Consider the following 14,299-nt stretch of genomic DNA (forward strand, 5'->3'; position numbering starts at 1 on the left):
CCGAGCGTCATGGCGGGCAAGGGACCAGCGGCCCGCCGCCGGCTCCCGCAGGACCCGCGGCGGGTGCTTCCTTCAGCCCGCCGGCCCCGTGAAAAGAGCCGTGCTCGGGCAGTCTTCGGTCGCCTGGCCGAGCGGAGCGCGCAAATCCCGCCACGGTCTGCCCTAGCGTTTCGTTGCGCGAAGTGTCCGGCCGCTGTTGTCAAGCGCTGTTGTCAAGCGTTGTTCCCGAGCGCGCCGGGCAGCTGACGTCCCGTCGAGGCGATGTGGGAGGCAAGCCGTGAACAGCAGCTGCGGGACGGCCGGGCAGGGTGCGGCGCACGGGGTGTCGCCACCGGGCGGTGGTGCCCGGCACCGGGCAGCGGACGGCACCCTGTCCGCGCGGCTCGCCGAGGCCGGGGTGGCGCGGCGGTCGATCCTGAAGTTCTGCGCGGGGGTCGTCGCGACCCTCGCGCTGCCGCCCCAGCTCGCTCCCCAGGTCGCGGCGGCGCTGGACAGGATCGACCGGCCTGCCGTCGTGTGGCTGGAGTTCCAGGACTGTGCCGGTGACAGCGAAGCGTTCGTACGCTCGCGCAACCCATCCGTCGCGGACCTGATCCTGGGAATGATTTCGCTCGACTACCACGAGACGTTGATGGCGGCAGCCGGCGCCGACGCCGAGGACGCCCGGGACAAGGCCGTGGCGCGGGGCGGGCACCTGGTCGTGGTCGAGGGCTCCGTGCCCACCGGCATCCCGGGGTCGTGCACGGTCGGAGGCCGATCGGCCGAGGAGATACTCAGGAGCGCTGCCCGCGGCGCGGCCGGGATCATCAACGCCGGCACCTGCTCGGCGTTCGGTGGGATCCCCGCCGCCGGCCCCAACCCGACCGGCGCGGTCCGGGTGGAAGACGTCGTCGGCGGGGTCGAGGTCGTCAACCTGACCGGCTGTCCGGTCAACGCCGACAACCTCACCGCGACGATCGTCCACTATCTGACGTTCGGGCAGTTCCCGGCCCGGGACGGCTTCGGCCGCCCGCTGTTCGCCTACGGGCAGCGCATCCACGACACCTGCGCGCGCCGGGGCCACTTCGACGCCGGCCAGTTCGCGCAGTCCTGGGGCGACGACGGCCATCGCAGGGGCTGGTGCCTGTACCGGCTCGGCTGCAAGGGACCGGCCACGTTCCACAACTGCCCGAGCGTTCGTTACAACGGGGGGACGTCCTGGCCGGTGGCGGCCGGGCACGGTTGTGTGGGCTGTTCCGAGCCTGGTTTCTGGGACACGATGTCGCCGTTCTACGACCGGCTGCCGCATGTCGCGACGCGGGACTTCAGCCTCACGGCGGACAGGATCGGTCTGGGTGTCCTCGCGGCGACCGCGACCGGATTCGCGGCGCACGGGGCCGGCAAGGTCATCCAGCACCGCGTGGCCGCGTCCCACGCGACCACGGACATCCAGGACATCCAGGACATCCAGGACGCGGCCGAGCCCGCCGAGCCCGCTGGGCCCGCTGACGACAGAGGCGGGCAGGCGACATGAGCCGGCTGGTCATCGACCCGGTGACCCGGATCGAGGGTCATCTGCGTGTCGAGGTGGCGGTGGACGGTGGCCGCGTCACCGAGGCGTACGCCTCGTCGACGATGTGGCGCGGCATCGAGACCATCGTCGAGGGCCGGGACCCCCGGGACGCCTGGCTGTTCGCGCAGCGGATCTGTGGTGTCTGCACCACCGTGCACGCGCTGGCCTCGGTACGCGCCGTCGAGGACGCGGTCGGTGCGGTCCCGCCCCGCAACGCCCGGCTGCTGCGTGAGATCATCGCCGCGGCGCTGTTCGTCCATGATCATGTTGTGCACTTCTACCATCTGCAGGCGCTGGACTGGATCGACCCGACCGCGGCGCTGAAGGCCGACCCCGCGCGCGCCGCGGCGCTCGCCCAGGCCAGCTCGGACTATCCGCGCTCGACGGCGAAGCTGTTCGCCGCGGTACAGGCCCGGCTGGGCGCGTTCCTCGCGAGCGGGAACATCGGCCCGTTCACGAACGGGTACTGGGGGCATCCCGCGTACCGGCTCAGCCCGGAGCTGAACCTGGTGGCGTTCAGCCACTATCTCGACGCGCTGGACTTCCAGCGGGACTACGTCCGGGTGCACGCGCTGCTCGGCGGCAAGAACCCGCATCCGCAGACCTATGTCGTCGGCGGTATGGCGTCCCCGATCGATCTGGCGAGCCAGGAGGCGATCAACGACAACACGCTGACCGATCTCGCCCAGCTGCTGGCGCGGGGGCTGGACTTCGTCGACAAGGTGTTCCTGCCTGACCTGTACGCGATCGCGGCGGCTTACCCCGAATGGACGACGTACGGCGCGGGGCTGGGCTCGTACATGGTGTTCGGGGACTTCGCGCAGGCACCGCAGCCCAAGGGCCGGCCGCAGGCCGGCGGTCTGTTCCCCGGCGGGGTCATCCGGGACGCCTACCCGCGCGGGGGCACGCTGACGGTCGAACCGTTCGACCCGGCCCACATCGCCGAGTCCGTCGCCCACTCGTGGTTCCGCTACGACGGCTCCGGCGCGCCCGGCGCCACAGGCACCGGCGCCGCGCTCGCCCCGTGGCAGGGCCAGACCACGCCGGACTACACCGGCCCCGAGCCGCCCTTCTCCCAGCTCAACGTCGGCGGGAAGTACTCGTGGCTGAAGGCACCGCGCTACGACGGGATCGCGGTGGAGGTCGGCCCGCTGGCCCGCATGCTCGTCGGCTACGCATCGGGCGACGCCCGCATCCAGCCGCTCGTGCGCGACGCGCTGGACGGGCTGCGGCTGGCGCCCACGGCGTTGATGTCGACCCTCGGCCGGGTGCTGGCCCGGGGCCTGGAGACGAAGCTGATGGCGCAGTACTCCCTGGAACTCCTCGACCGGCTGCGGGCGAACATCGGCTCGGGGGACCTGACGATCGCGGACACCGAGAAGTGGCATCCCTCGACCTGGCCGGCCGGGCGGGCCCACGGCGTCGGCTTCCACGAGGCCCCCAGGGGATCGCTGTCGCACTGGGTCGTCATCGACGGCGAACGGATCAGCAACTACCAGGCGGTGGTACCCACAACCTGGAACGCCAGCCCCCGCGATGAGCGGGGTAATCCAGGTGCCTACGAGTCGGCCCTGGTCGGCACCCCTGTCGTCGATCCGCGGCGACCGCTGGAGGTACTGCGGACACTGCACTCGTTCGATCCCTGCATGGCCTGCGCGGCGCACGTGTACGACGCGGACGGCCGCGACATCGTCGAGGTGCGGGTCCAGTGACCGCCGCCGTGCCGGACAAGGCCGCGCTGGGGAAAGCCGCGCCGCGGGCGTGCCCGGAGCAGGCCTTCGTGCGGGTGCGGGTCTGGGATCTGCCGGTACGTGTCGTGCACTGGCTGCTCGTCCTGGCGCTGGTGGTGCTCAGTGTGACGGGTTTCCTGATCGGGAACCCGCAGCTGCGCCTCGGCGGCGACGCCTACTGGGTCACCTGGGTGCGAACGGTCCACGAGATCACCGCGTTTGTCTTCATCGACCTGATCCTCGCGCGGGCCGCCTGGCACGTCCTGTCACCCAACCGCTGGTCGCGGTGGACGGAGTGGATCCCCAGCACCCGTGAACGCCGACGCCTGATCATCCCATCACTGCGTTTCTATCTGTTCATCGACCGCGAGGCGCCCGAGGTCGTCGGTCACAACCCGCTCGCCGGCATGACCTACGCCGTGCTCTACACGATGTTCGCCGCCGAGATTTTCACCGGAGTCGCGCTGTGGGGTGTGGAAGGCAGGAGCTGGGCCGCCTCTCTCACCGGCTGGGTGTTCCACCTGGTCTCGTTGCCGACGATCCGGCTCATCCACCATATGATCATGTGGCTGACCTGGGGATTCATGATCCACCATCTCTACAGTGCCATGCTGGTCGACCGGGTCGAGGGGACGGGTGTGATCTCCTCGATCTTCTCCGGATCCAAGTTCCTGCCGAAGGAGCGGCTGTGACCGGGGCTGTGATTAGATCCGCGACCGGGGTGATGGCAGCCGGCGCCGACGTGGTGGCGCCCGTTCTGGTCCTGGGTATCGGCAACGAGCTGTTGGGTGACGACGGCGTCGGCGTGGTCGCGGCTCGGCGGCTGGGGGCCGTCCCGGTCCCGGGCGTGGAGGTGCTCGACGGCGGGACGCTCGGGCTCATGCTCATGCCCTACCTGGCCGGCCGGCGGGCGGTGCTCATCCTCGACGCGGTGGCGAGCGCGCAGGGCCGGCCGGGTGATGTGATCGTCATCGGGGACGGTGACGTGCGGCGCGGCCACGGAGTGCGCGCGAGCGCGCACGACGTCGGACTGGTGGACGCCCTGTCCGCCGCGGAGCTCGCGGGCTGCGCTCCCCAGCACGTCGCGCTGGTCGGCGTCGTGCCCGAGTCCATCGCGGACCGCTGGGGGCTGAGCCCGTTGATCGACTCCAGCGTCACGGAGATGGTGGCCGCGGCCCGGAGCATCCTGGCCGGCTGGGGAGTGACAGATCGGGGAGCGCAGGTGCCCACAGATGCATGAGGCCGGTCTCGCGCGGGCGGCGGTCGCCGCGCTCGTCGACGCGAGCGCGGGAGCGCGGGTACGGACGGTGGTGCTCGCGATCGGTACCGGCGTCGACATCGACGCCGCCGCCGCGGCGTGGCACGGTGCGGCCACTGGCACCTGTCTCGAAGCCAGCCACGTGGAATGGCGCAACGCGGCCGACCGGCTGCGCTGCTTCGCCTGCGGCTGTGAGTACGACGGCGGACGTCTCGATCCGTGCCCGTCCTGCGGCGGCAACGGGATCGTCATCGCGGCAGCGGACGAGCTTGCCGTCGTCGACTGGATGAGCTGACCGCGCCGGCCACGAGCCGAGCCGATGATCAGCAGGGCTGGTGTCAACGCCAGGCTTGGATCAGATCGGCCGGCCCCCAGTGCGCCGCGAGGGGGAGGCTGTCGGCGACGCCGCGGCGGGAGACCGCCACCAGGGGTGTTCCAGGCTCGACGCCGGGGACGGCGAGCATGTCGCGGACAAGGCTGTCGTAGTCACGCCGCCCAAAGGGCTGGTTCTCCAGCCATTTGATGGAACCCAGGAAGTGGACCTTCCCCGCGGCGGGTGCGCGGTCGGCACCGACGATGTCGATCTCGGGATTGTTCTGGCGGTTCCACCAGCCGCCGATCGCTTCGGTGCCGGGCCAGGCCTCGTCCGGTAGCAGCCGAAGAAGGGCTTCTCGGACGACCGGTTCGACGGCCCGGCCACGCCAGGTGGTCCACGAACGTTCGATACGGGTGAGGACGACATCACCGCGGCCCCGCTCCACCAGCGGAATGCCACGGTCGAGAAAAGTCAGCCAGAACCGGAGGTAGGGGTCCGCGATCCGGTAACGCTTGTTCTTCGTGTCGGGCCGGCTGGACAGCGGGCTGTCGGCCGCGACGACCTGCTTGTCGAGCAGCATGGTCAGGATGGGGGACAGCGTGCCCGACGCCAGCGGGCTCGCTCCGCCGGCCGCGGTGGCGATCGCGGTGAAAGTACGTTCTCCGCTGCCGAGCGCCGCCAGCACGGCGCGGGCCTGGGAGGCTTCGGGAAACTCCCCGAGCAGCGTGAGCTCACCCGCCATGAGCAGCGGGGACAGCGGGTTGGCGAGCGCTTGGCGGAGGTAGTCGTCACGGCTCATCCCGCCCTGCCATGCCTGGACAACCTCGGGAAAACCGCCGGTGATCAGTAGTGCGTCCATTGCGTCGCCGGCCGGCAGCCCGGTGATGGACTGGACGTCGGCCAGGTGCAGTGGCCGGACGATCATTGTTGCCGCCCGTCCGAAGAACGGGCGGCCGTAGTGCCCCAGCGCCTCCATGACGGACATGTCACTGCCCACGAGGAGGAGCAGGACGGGCTTCGCGGACAGGTGGCGGTCCCACACCGTCTGCAACGCGCCCTCGAACTCACGGTCCTGCTCGACCAGCCATGGCACCTCGTCGATCACCGCGATGCTGGGTGTGGCGTCGGGGACGGCGACGGCGAGAGCGCGCAGGGCGTGGTTCCAGTCGGCCGTGCCCATGCCCGCGGCGAGTTCCGCGCCGGGCAGGGCGGACTGGGCCAGTGTCTCGGTGAAGTCGGTCCGTTCCGCGATGGGATTGCGGCCCCGCGTCGCCTGAAAGATCACATACGGTACGCCCGAACGATCGCAGAACTCCTGGGCCAGCCGGGACTTCCCCACTCGGCGCCGGCCAGTCATGATCAGTGCGCGTCCGCGGGTGCCGCCCTGGCCGGTTGCCACCTGCCGGAGCTGGCCGTCCAGGAGATCGATGTCGGACGTCCTGCCGCTGAATTCCACGGTGCTGCTCCCCGCTCAACATAGATCGCTTCTTACTTAGATTGGATCTTACTTCGTACGGGGAGACGAGGGTCGCGGCCGTCGCGGCCGTCGGGGCCGACCGGCGTGAAGATCAGCCCGGCGGCCGCCGCCAGCAAGTCCTCGGCGTACTCATCGCGGGCGGCGAGGCCCGGGTTGACCGGCGGCTTCGGTGTCGAGGACCTGCTCGGCGGTTGTCCGGCCGCGCGAGCGGGTGGCGGCTTCCGGGAGTGCGATTTCCTCCATGGTGGGCAGCGGGGATACCACACCAACACGTGGAAGTCATACCAGCAGCAACCAGATCAACGAACATACGGCGATGCAAGCAATTCCCGACCTGCGCGGTGGAGGTTCTACCGGGACTCTTCGGATGTCTTATGGGAACATCTCGCACGAATCGGTTACGCTACGGGCGTTGAAATCCCCCGCTGGCGAGGGCGGTGCAGGAACATGGCAGGTGATGAGGCCGGACCGATCCGGCGTCCAAATACGCGGCTGCGGATGCAGCGGGAGGGCCGCGGCTGGTCGCGCCCTGGCCTTGCCCAGCGTCTCCAAGACCTGGCGTGGCAGCGGGACCATCGGAACGTCAGCCCCGACAAGGTCATGGTCGCGAAGTGGGAGTTGGGGTCTCGCGCCGTGTCGCCTTACTACCGGGTGCTGTTGTGCGTCCTGTTTGAGATGTCGGCGGAGGCTCTTGGTCTTTTAGAGCCTGACGAGGAGTCGGCTCGGTGGTCTCCGCAGGAGCGGGCTTCCTCGTCGAGCGTTCTGGGGCGCCGGACATTCGTCAGCCTGGCCGGGGCGGCATCGGTGGCTGCCGCTGCGGCAGTTTCGGCTTCGGGTCCGCAGACGTCGCAGGCGGGTTCGGTATCCGCACGACCTGATCAGGTACGCAATGACCTCCACGAGATAACGACACGACTGAGAAGTTTGGATGGGGCATTAGGCCCTGGCTGCATTCTTGATCAGGCGTTGGCTCACCAGCAACTCACGATCGCGCTGCTGCGCGAGGCGGGCCGGAGCCAGCGGCGCAATATACTGGCATTGGAAGCAGCCGACATCACCGGTCTCATCGCATGGCTTTCCTTCGACGTCGGCGAGTATGACGCATCCTTTGCTCATTACCGTGCAGCGGCGACTCTTGCCGGCGAAGGGGACGATCCCGGCTTTCTGGCCTGGGTGCTGGGCAGCGAGGCTCTCGTTCTGAACCATCTACAGAATGACCGGCAAGCGCTCGACGTGCTCCAAGCAGCCCATGATGTCGCTAGTCGGACCAGCTCTACTGTGACCAGTTCCTGGCTTGCCGCGATCGCCTGCCATACAAACGCACGGCTAGGTGACGGCCACGAGGCGTGGCGTTCCTATGGCATGGCCGAACGGTTACTCGAAGCATCCGAACGCGACACCTGCACTTCCTGGATGTCATTCTTCCACATGGCACACGTCGTGTCGGCCGGAGGCCGCGCATACCTCGCCTTGGGACAACATCGGCATGCGCTGCGGGAACTGGAGCGCGCCCTGGCTCTCCACCCGCCGCATCTCGTCCGCGAGCGATCCCAATTCCTCTGTCATCTCGGTGAAGCGCACATCGCTGCCAACGAGCTGGACGCCGGATGCTCGTTCCTCGGTGACGCCGTCGAGATAGCGTCGTGGACAAAATCGGCTCGGATAGTACAAAGGGTCCGTTCGATACGCGGATCGATTTCTCCGGCATACCGCGAGGATCGAGAAGTACATAGCCTCGATGAGCGTTTGCGGGCTGTGGCGGTGTAGCGAGAGCCTTCCCGACCGCTGGTCGGCACCGTATCGTCTGCGTTGTGTCGTCGCAGGAGGGGCCGCCGGTGACGGACCAGACACGTAGACGAGATCTGCCGCTCACGGTCCTCCACCTTGGCCGTCGGACTGGCTTGCCTGCCGCGGCAGTAGTGGCTTCCGGCTCGTTGACCCCCTCCGGTCAGCGTGCCGGACCTGGACGGCCCGTGGACGATATCCGGCAAGTCGCTTCCTCGTTGAGGCGCCTCGACGGACAGATCGGCCCTGCTCACGTCGCCCCGGCCGTCCGGCGCCACCTTCAGGCCGTCATCGACCTCGGGGAGCAGGTGGCGCAAGAGGACCGCCGAGAGCTGATTCAGCTTGCGAGCGAGACAGCCGAACTTGCCGGCTGGCTGGCCTACGATGCCGGCATCCCGGATGAGGCGGAACTGCACTACCGACGGGCAATGACCCTCGCCCAGGAGGCCGACGACCCCGCCAGAGCGGCTTGGGCGATGGGCAATCTCGGACGTGCCTTGACCTCGATGGGACGGGCCCGAGAAGCGCTGGACCACCTGGAAGCCGCCCGGCGGCTGGCCGCTGGCGTCCAGGCGCCGCGACTGGCGTCCTGGCTCGCGGCCGCGGCCGGCTGGTGTTACGCAACCCTGGGCGAGCACGCGGCCTGCGGCCAGGCCCTGAGCGCGGCGGAACGCCATCTCGCACAACCAGATGACTCCGGCTACGAATGGCTTGACTTCTACAGCTATTCCCAACTGGACAAGTGGTATGGACGCTGCCAGCTCCTTTTCGGACGGCCGGCTGAGGCCGCCCGATCCTTCCGTACGTCCCTGCGGATGCTGCCAGCGACACTTGTCCGTGAGCGGGCGTCGACGCTCACGGAACTGGCTCACGCCTACACAAAACAGGGAAACGTCGATGCGGCATGCGCCTGCCTCAGCGAGGCTGTCACGATCGCGTTGGACACAGGATCAGGCCGGATCGTGCAACGTGTAACCGAGGTCCGCCGGTTGCTTGATTCCTAGACCTCCTCGTCAGCCGTACGAGAGCTGGACAACGCGCTAGCATCGCGCGGGGCAGCGCAGTAGGCGGACTACGGGCGGCCCCCGGCAGACCAGGTACCTCCCTGCCTCGTCGACCGCCGCACCGCCTACAATGCCCCCATGGTCCACGCGCCGTATCGTTCGGCCAAGGCGAGAACGCCAAGCCCACCGCAGATCCCTGCCGTGCTCAACACGGGCACCGAGTTGCAGGATGACGGAATATACGTCGCCACGCTGTTCAACGGCAGCGACTTCGGTGGAGCCTCCTTCCGGTCGATTGAGCTCGAAAAGAGCAGTTTTGCGTCCGTGGATATGGGCGGATGTCGCTTCACCTCAGTTTTGATGACCCATGTGAGAATCGAGAAATCGAACCTGTCGAACATCCGAGCCGTGAAGTCGTCCCTCATCTCGGCGGAGATTCGGACGAACAGGATGACGGGCGCGGCATGGACACAGGGAAGACTACGCGATGTCCTGATAGAGGACTGCCGCCTCGATCTGGCGAACTTCAGATCCTGCCGGATGTCGAGCACGCTGTTCCGCAATTGCAACCTGAAGCAGGCCGATTTTCAGGACGCGGACCTTCGGGGAGCTATCTTTGAACACTGCGACCTCGCCGGCGCCCAACTGTCAGGAGCGCAGATGGACGGGGCACGACTGGCGAATTGTAGCCTCGTCGGGGTTCACGGCGTTACGAGCATGAGGGGAGCAGTCGTATCCACCGGAGACCTCGGTGGTCTAGCCTTCTCGCTCGCCAGCGCCCTCGGAATAGAGGTCGCCGAGGAGGTATAGGGAGGTTCCAAGCGAGGTCAAATCAGCGCCTTGTGGTTGTCACCCGCGCCCCGGGAAACTCCGTTGACCGCGTAGGACCACCGCGTGTAGACCCACCCCGGCCCGGCTGGCTCGACCTCCATATCGACAGAGAGTGTATCACCCGCGCGTAAGGCAATAGCGGTCGTAAACGGCGCTACAGTGCGCCCCCAGCACGTTTCGCTGTCGGGCGCACAGGACAGCGAAACGTTGGGGGTGAGGACTGCTGAGAACCACATCATGAGGCCATTTGCCACCGCATCGGCCTCGAAGACGAAGTCACACGATGCCGCATATCCACGGTCGGTGTCTGGCGCCCGCAACGTCGCGAGATCAAGACTCCACATCTCTTGGGCGGGACTCAGTACAGTGTCGGAACCTAAATGATGACGGCCGTAGTACAGCTCGTTTGCCGACATGTCGCGGATAAGATCAAGGTTGATACCGTAGGTTCGCGATGTGAAGAAGTCGAACTCGTCCGCGAGATACGGATCGAATGTCGGCGCAAGCCATGATGTGATCGCGGCTGGAATCAGCGTACCGCCGGGTTTGAGCCACTTATCGCGGACCGCGAGGAGGGGGCTCAGAAGATTTTCATCGATGGCAATGCCGCCGAGCCACTCACTGACGAGAACGTCGACCTTCCCATCCAGCTCAATCTCCGCAGCGTCCGCGAAGATGACGTCGATGGTCGTGTCAAGGCGATTATCAAATACGAGCCGCCGGGCGATGTCGGCCATCCTCGTGCGTTCCACAGCGATCACCTTCGCCGCTCCGAGGCGCGCAGCGATCATGGCCAAAATCCCCGTACCCGTGCCCATATCGAGAACGATCGACTCTGAGGTGACGGCGTGGTGTAGAGCCCGCGCGAATGCGAACGTGCGTGAGGTGTCCCGTAGCATTGAGCGATGTGGGCGGAGCTGGCTGTAGTCGGTGGCAATTCCCATCGTTGTCACGCCTTTTCTAGGCTCGTCTTCCGCACGTGTATTCGGTGGGCGGATGGTGTGATTTTTTATTTGTCCACTGTTCGCCTTGTTGGTGCCTGGAGGGCACTTTCTGGCAAAACTCGGTGCGACCGGTCACGGTGGGTGCGGATTATCGACGAGAGTCCGTCATCATGATCGAAAATAGCGTCGGCCGGAGCATCGAAATCTCATGTGCGAAAGACCAGTCTAGAGAGGATAGCTACGGCATGCCTGTGCGGAGTATTACTCCGAGCAGACATGTTGAGCCCAGCTTCCCCATACAGAAATCGGTATCCCGACATCGCGCATACTCAGGAGGACAGATTTCGCCCTGCTGACGAAATCCTTCCCTGAGAGGCCCAAAAAAGTGGCGAAACTGTCGCTTCGGCTTCCGTCCGGATCGTGGTCTAAATACGATACGAGCGCGGTCAGGTCCAAGTTTCCCACAAGAATTCTACCGTCAAAACGAATCTCGCATTCGCCTGTCTGGCGGACTAGTACTCGGACGGCGAGACCTCCGTCGGCGAATGTCAGCATCGATATCCTCCCAAAGACTACTCATTCGGCGCGGCCTATTCGCGGGCAGGCAGTGTCTGGCCCATCGATACGGCCTGTTCGGGTGAGAGCGCGTGCCCGCGAACCTCCTCCACATATTGTGACTATCCCGCAGGCGCGGCAGTCTTCGCAGAGATCTTTCAGGGTCAACTCGCGGAGGCGCCCGAGCGGTTCTGAGTATCGCCAGATGTCGGCAAGAGGCCGGTCCATTATATTTCCGCAGAGCGCCGAACGATCGCGGCTCATGAGCGTGACCGGAAAGACATCCCCATTTGCCACTACATTAAGATCAATAATTCCGCTGGGGTCCCCAAGCGAACCAGTAGCGAGATACACCGGCTCCCGAAGAGGCGCTTGGTAGCCCCATGCTGCCTCGGCCTCGGCGATGTCGACCCCAGCGTCTATGAGTGGGAGATAGAACTCCCACGGCGCTGGAACGGAAAGAGCAAGATAGGGGAGATCGCCGCCCATCTTTGCTTTTGTCAACGCTACCATGGCCGCCGGGAAAGAACTTGATCGCAAGTATGTCACGAACACCGAGGTCGATCGCAAGATTATAGGTTGGCATCAGATCGGCCTGATTAACACAGGTGAGGGCAAAGGCTGCGTGCATCTCCAAGCCCGCTTCCGCGCCGCGCGCTATTCCACTCGTCACAAGCGAGAACAAGGACCTCTGTGCGGCCGTCGTGCGCCTTCCGCTATGACGGATAATATCGAACGAAGCTGGCATCGAACCATCAAGGCTCACTGTTACACTCAAACCCGGGCAGCGGTGGAGCAGATCCCAAACAAGCCGCCCAGAAAGCAACGTACCATTCGTGATCACGCTCACACGCCACCCAGGATAGCTACATGCCCGTTCCAGGATGTCAACGGCATCAGGCCGAAGGAACGGCTCCCCGCCCGCCACGGTGAGACTAAGAACTCCCAGATTGTAAAGCTGGCCAATAATGCTGAATATCCCGGTGCGGTCAAGTTCCTCCGTCAGCGGAATGCCCGACGAGACATCGCAGTGTGAGCACTGTAAATTGCACGCGTTCGTCAGGTCAAGATCGGCATGTGCGGGCCCAGCGAATGGCGGTTCTGGTCGTGACTCCACTCGGCCTCCTCGGAACGAGGATAGAAATGATCAGATATAACGCGCGTCGAGACACCTCGAACCGGTACCCATTGGGGGATTTTTGTCCCGGTGGGTACCGGCCTGTGGCTGAGTTGAATCAGCGCCTCGCGGAGACCGCGTCGAGTGCGAACCCGTCGCCGGTGTGACGTGGCCACCGCATTCCCGCCGCAAGGGTGGCGCTGAACTCGGGGGCGAACCCGTCGCCGGTGTGACGTGGCCACCGCATTCCAGCGGCGACTATATCCGTGAAGAATGGGGCAAAGCTCGGCGCTGGCGCTGGACTTTCAGTCATGGACCTTCTCCCTTTCGGAGCGGACAAACTCAGTGATGCGGTACCGGCTCGTGATCGAGCCGGCTCGCATAGGAAACCACCACCAGGCGACGACACGGCTGCCCCGGAAAGACAGCGCTCTTGTCTCCGAAGGACATCGCCGAGGCCACCACAGCTGGGCGGCCGATACACCGTCAGCGCTGGCGAGCGGGTTGAGATACCCGGCCGCCGGACTCGTTCGCGGACTGTCGACACCTTGCTGAAATGGAAGCCCCTCTGGCTGGCGACAGGTCGAACGTCGGTGATCCGAGGCCCCTTCCAGACAGTGGACTTCAGGTCCGCTGTCCACGGAACACCGGGAGCGCTCCAGGCGAAAGGCCTCGACACCATGGCCTGCCAGTCGTGCCGGGCCGTATGCTACGGCCAGCACACCGTACACAGGTGGTCGTTTCCCGCTACCGGTTGGTGTCAGGGCACGCCACTGAAGAGATTGTCTCCGGGGCTCTCCCGTGTGTCGCGGAACGTGCGGCGGTAGGGGTTGCGTCGGGGGGTGCGGGTCGGGTCGATCCAGGCCGGGGGGATCCATGCGGGGATGCCGTCGGCACCGAACTGGATCTCCCAGTCGCTGTAATGTAACAGTCGGTGATGATGGCCGCAGGTCAGGACGAGGTTGTCCAGGGCGGTATGCCCGCCGTGTGACCATTCGATAACGTGGTGGGCGTCGCACCAGCCGGGTGGCCGGTCGCAGCCGGGGAACGTACAGCAGCGGTCCCGAGCGGCCAGGGCGCGGCGTAGGGCGGGGGGCACGATCCGCTGGGTGCGGCCCACGTCCAACGGCACTCCGGTCGGGTCGAGGAGAATGCGGGTGATCGTGGCGTCGCAGCGCAGCCGGGCCAGCACGGCGGCGGGCAGCGGTAGCCCCCAGCTGGTCTCCGCCGGTGGCGCGCCGGGTTCCCCGAGCAGCGTGGGCAGCGGGACCAGGACGGTGAGGTGGGGGCGTTGCCCGCCCTGGGTGGGCAGCGTGCCGGTGTCCAGTGCCCGGCCGATCAGCTCGACCAGCGCGTCCGCGCGCCGCCGGGCCGGGGAGCGGCGGTCCCGTACCTCGCCCTCGCTGCCGCTGCCATCCGTGCTGTCGGCGCCAGGACTGCCAGGGCTGGCGGGGCGGGGTGCGGTCAGCGGATCGAGGGCGGCTCGCAGCATCGCGGCGGCCTCGGCGTCCAGCGTGCCGCGAATCCGGGTGGTACCCGCCCCGGTATCGGTCAGCCACAGCTCCCGCACGTCGGCCGGATCCTTCTCCTGACCCGGCTCCGGGTCCTGATCGACCAGCTGGGTGATCAGGAACGTGCCCAGCCGGGCCAGTTCGGCCGGGTCGAACAGGTCGGCCTGGGCGAGCAGGAACGCCTCCGCCTCCCCGGCCGTCGCCGCCGGGGTACCCGCC

The 14,299-nt window shown here is 66.6% G+C and carries 14 protein-coding genes; 8 read left to right on the top strand and 6 right to left on the bottom strand.

What is annotated here, in order from left to right; translation table 11 throughout:
* The first annotated feature begins 370 nt into the window (after positions 1 to 370).
* From MJ797_RS11270 to MJ797_RS11290, 5 genes are read left to right on the top strand one after another with little or no spacing between them, the layout of a single operon-like run.
* Positions 371 to 1,513, top strand: a complete 1,143-nt coding sequence (locus MJ797_RS11270) for a hydrogenase small subunit (protein WP_374581998.1) — start codon at positions 371 to 373, stop codon at positions 1,511 to 1,513.
* The gene (locus MJ797_RS11275) at positions 1,510 to 3,264 is read left to right on the top strand and encodes a nickel-dependent hydrogenase large subunit (RefSeq protein WP_239334276.1); all 1,755 of its coding nucleotides are present in this window, start codon (positions 1,510 to 1,512) and stop codon (positions 3,262 to 3,264) included. Before MJ797_RS11270 ends, MJ797_RS11275 begins: the two co-directional genes overlap by 4 nt.
* Positions 3,261 to 3,974, top strand: a complete 714-nt coding sequence (gene cybH, locus MJ797_RS11280) for a Ni/Fe-hydrogenase, b-type cytochrome subunit (RefSeq protein ID WP_239334277.1) — start codon at positions 3,261 to 3,263, stop codon at positions 3,972 to 3,974. The genes MJ797_RS11275 and cybH overlap by 4 nt, the downstream gene beginning before the upstream one ends.
* The gene (locus MJ797_RS11285) at positions 3,971 to 4,522 is read left to right on the top strand and encodes a HyaD/HybD family hydrogenase maturation endopeptidase (RefSeq protein ID WP_239334278.1); all 552 of its coding nucleotides are present in this window, start codon (positions 3,971 to 3,973) and stop codon (positions 4,520 to 4,522) included. The genes cybH and MJ797_RS11285 overlap by 4 nt, the downstream gene beginning before the upstream one ends.
* Positions 4,515 to 4,835 (top strand): hydrogenase/urease maturation nickel metallochaperone HypA, encoded by a 321-nt coding sequence (locus MJ797_RS11290; RefSeq protein ID WP_239334279.1) that lies wholly within the window; start codon positions 4,515 to 4,517, stop codon positions 4,833 to 4,835. The genes MJ797_RS11285 and MJ797_RS11290 overlap by 8 nt, the downstream gene beginning before the upstream one ends.
* Positions 4,836 to 4,878: 43 nt before the next feature.
* Here MJ797_RS11290 and MJ797_RS11295 read toward each other — a convergent pair whose 3' ends face one another.
* Positions 4,879 to 6,312: an ATP-binding protein gene (locus tag MJ797_RS11295; RefSeq protein WP_239334280.1), complete on the bottom strand. Its 1,434-nt coding sequence runs from the start codon at positions 6,310 to 6,312 to the stop codon at positions 4,879 to 4,881.
* 621 nt (positions 6,313 to 6,933) lie between these two features.
* Here MJ797_RS11295 and MJ797_RS11300 point away from each other — a divergent pair.
* The 3 genes from MJ797_RS11300 to MJ797_RS11310 all read left to right on the top strand — a co-directional run bounded on the left by MJ797_RS11300 (position 6,934) and on the right by MJ797_RS11310 (position 9,932).
* Entirely contained in the window at positions 6,934 to 8,100 is a 1,167-nt protein-coding gene (locus tag MJ797_RS11300) for a hypothetical protein (protein WP_239334281.1), read from the top strand.
* A 206-nt stretch (positions 8,101 to 8,306) separates the two neighbouring features.
* Positions 8,307 to 9,122 carry a tetratricopeptide repeat protein gene (locus MJ797_RS11305; RefSeq protein WP_239334282.1) on the top strand — a complete coding sequence of 272 codons (816 nt, stop codon included), beginning with the start codon at positions 8,307 to 8,309 and terminating at the stop codon, positions 9,120 to 9,122.
* 201 nt (positions 9,123 to 9,323) lie between these two features.
* Positions 9,324 to 9,932 (top strand): pentapeptide repeat-containing protein, encoded by a 609-nt coding sequence (locus tag MJ797_RS11310; RefSeq protein ID WP_239312801.1) that lies wholly within the window; start codon positions 9,324 to 9,326, stop codon positions 9,930 to 9,932.
* Positions 9,933 to 9,949: 17 nt separating this feature from the next.
* Here MJ797_RS11310 and MJ797_RS11315 read toward each other — a convergent pair whose 3' ends face one another.
* The 5 genes from MJ797_RS11315 to MJ797_RS11330 all read right to left on the bottom strand — a co-directional run.
* Positions 9,950 to 10,897 carry a 50S ribosomal protein L11 methyltransferase gene (locus tag MJ797_RS11315; protein WP_308128306.1) on the bottom strand — a complete coding sequence of 316 codons (948 nt, stop codon included), beginning with the start codon at positions 10,895 to 10,897 and terminating at the stop codon, positions 9,950 to 9,952.
* 576 nt (positions 10,898 to 11,473) lie between these two features.
* Complete coding sequence (locus tag MJ797_RS27465; RefSeq protein WP_374581982.1) at positions 11,474 to 11,806, bottom strand: SPASM domain-containing protein; 333 nt, start codon at positions 11,804 to 11,806, stop codon at positions 11,474 to 11,476.
* On the bottom strand, positions 11,760 to 12,569 hold the full coding sequence (locus tag MJ797_RS27470; RefSeq protein WP_374581984.1) for a radical SAM protein: 810 nt from the start codon (positions 12,567 to 12,569) through the stop codon (positions 11,760 to 11,762). The genes MJ797_RS27465 and MJ797_RS27470 overlap by 47 nt, the downstream gene beginning before the upstream one ends.
* A 118-nt stretch (positions 12,570 to 12,687) precedes the next feature.
* A complete protein-coding gene (locus tag MJ797_RS11325) occupies positions 12,688 to 12,882 on the bottom strand; it encodes a hypothetical protein (RefSeq protein ID WP_239334285.1) in 195 nt (64 codons plus the stop codon).
* A 447-nt stretch (positions 12,883 to 13,329) separates the two neighbouring features.
* A partial coding sequence (locus tag MJ797_RS11330; protein WP_239334286.1) for an HNH endonuclease signature motif containing protein occupies positions 13,330 to 14,299 on the bottom strand: 970 nt, incomplete at its 5' end.

Source organism: Protofrankia sp. CiP3, assembly GCF_917627345.1.
Taxonomy (GTDB): Bacteria; Actinomycetota; Actinomycetes; order Frankiales; family Frankiaceae; genus Protofrankia.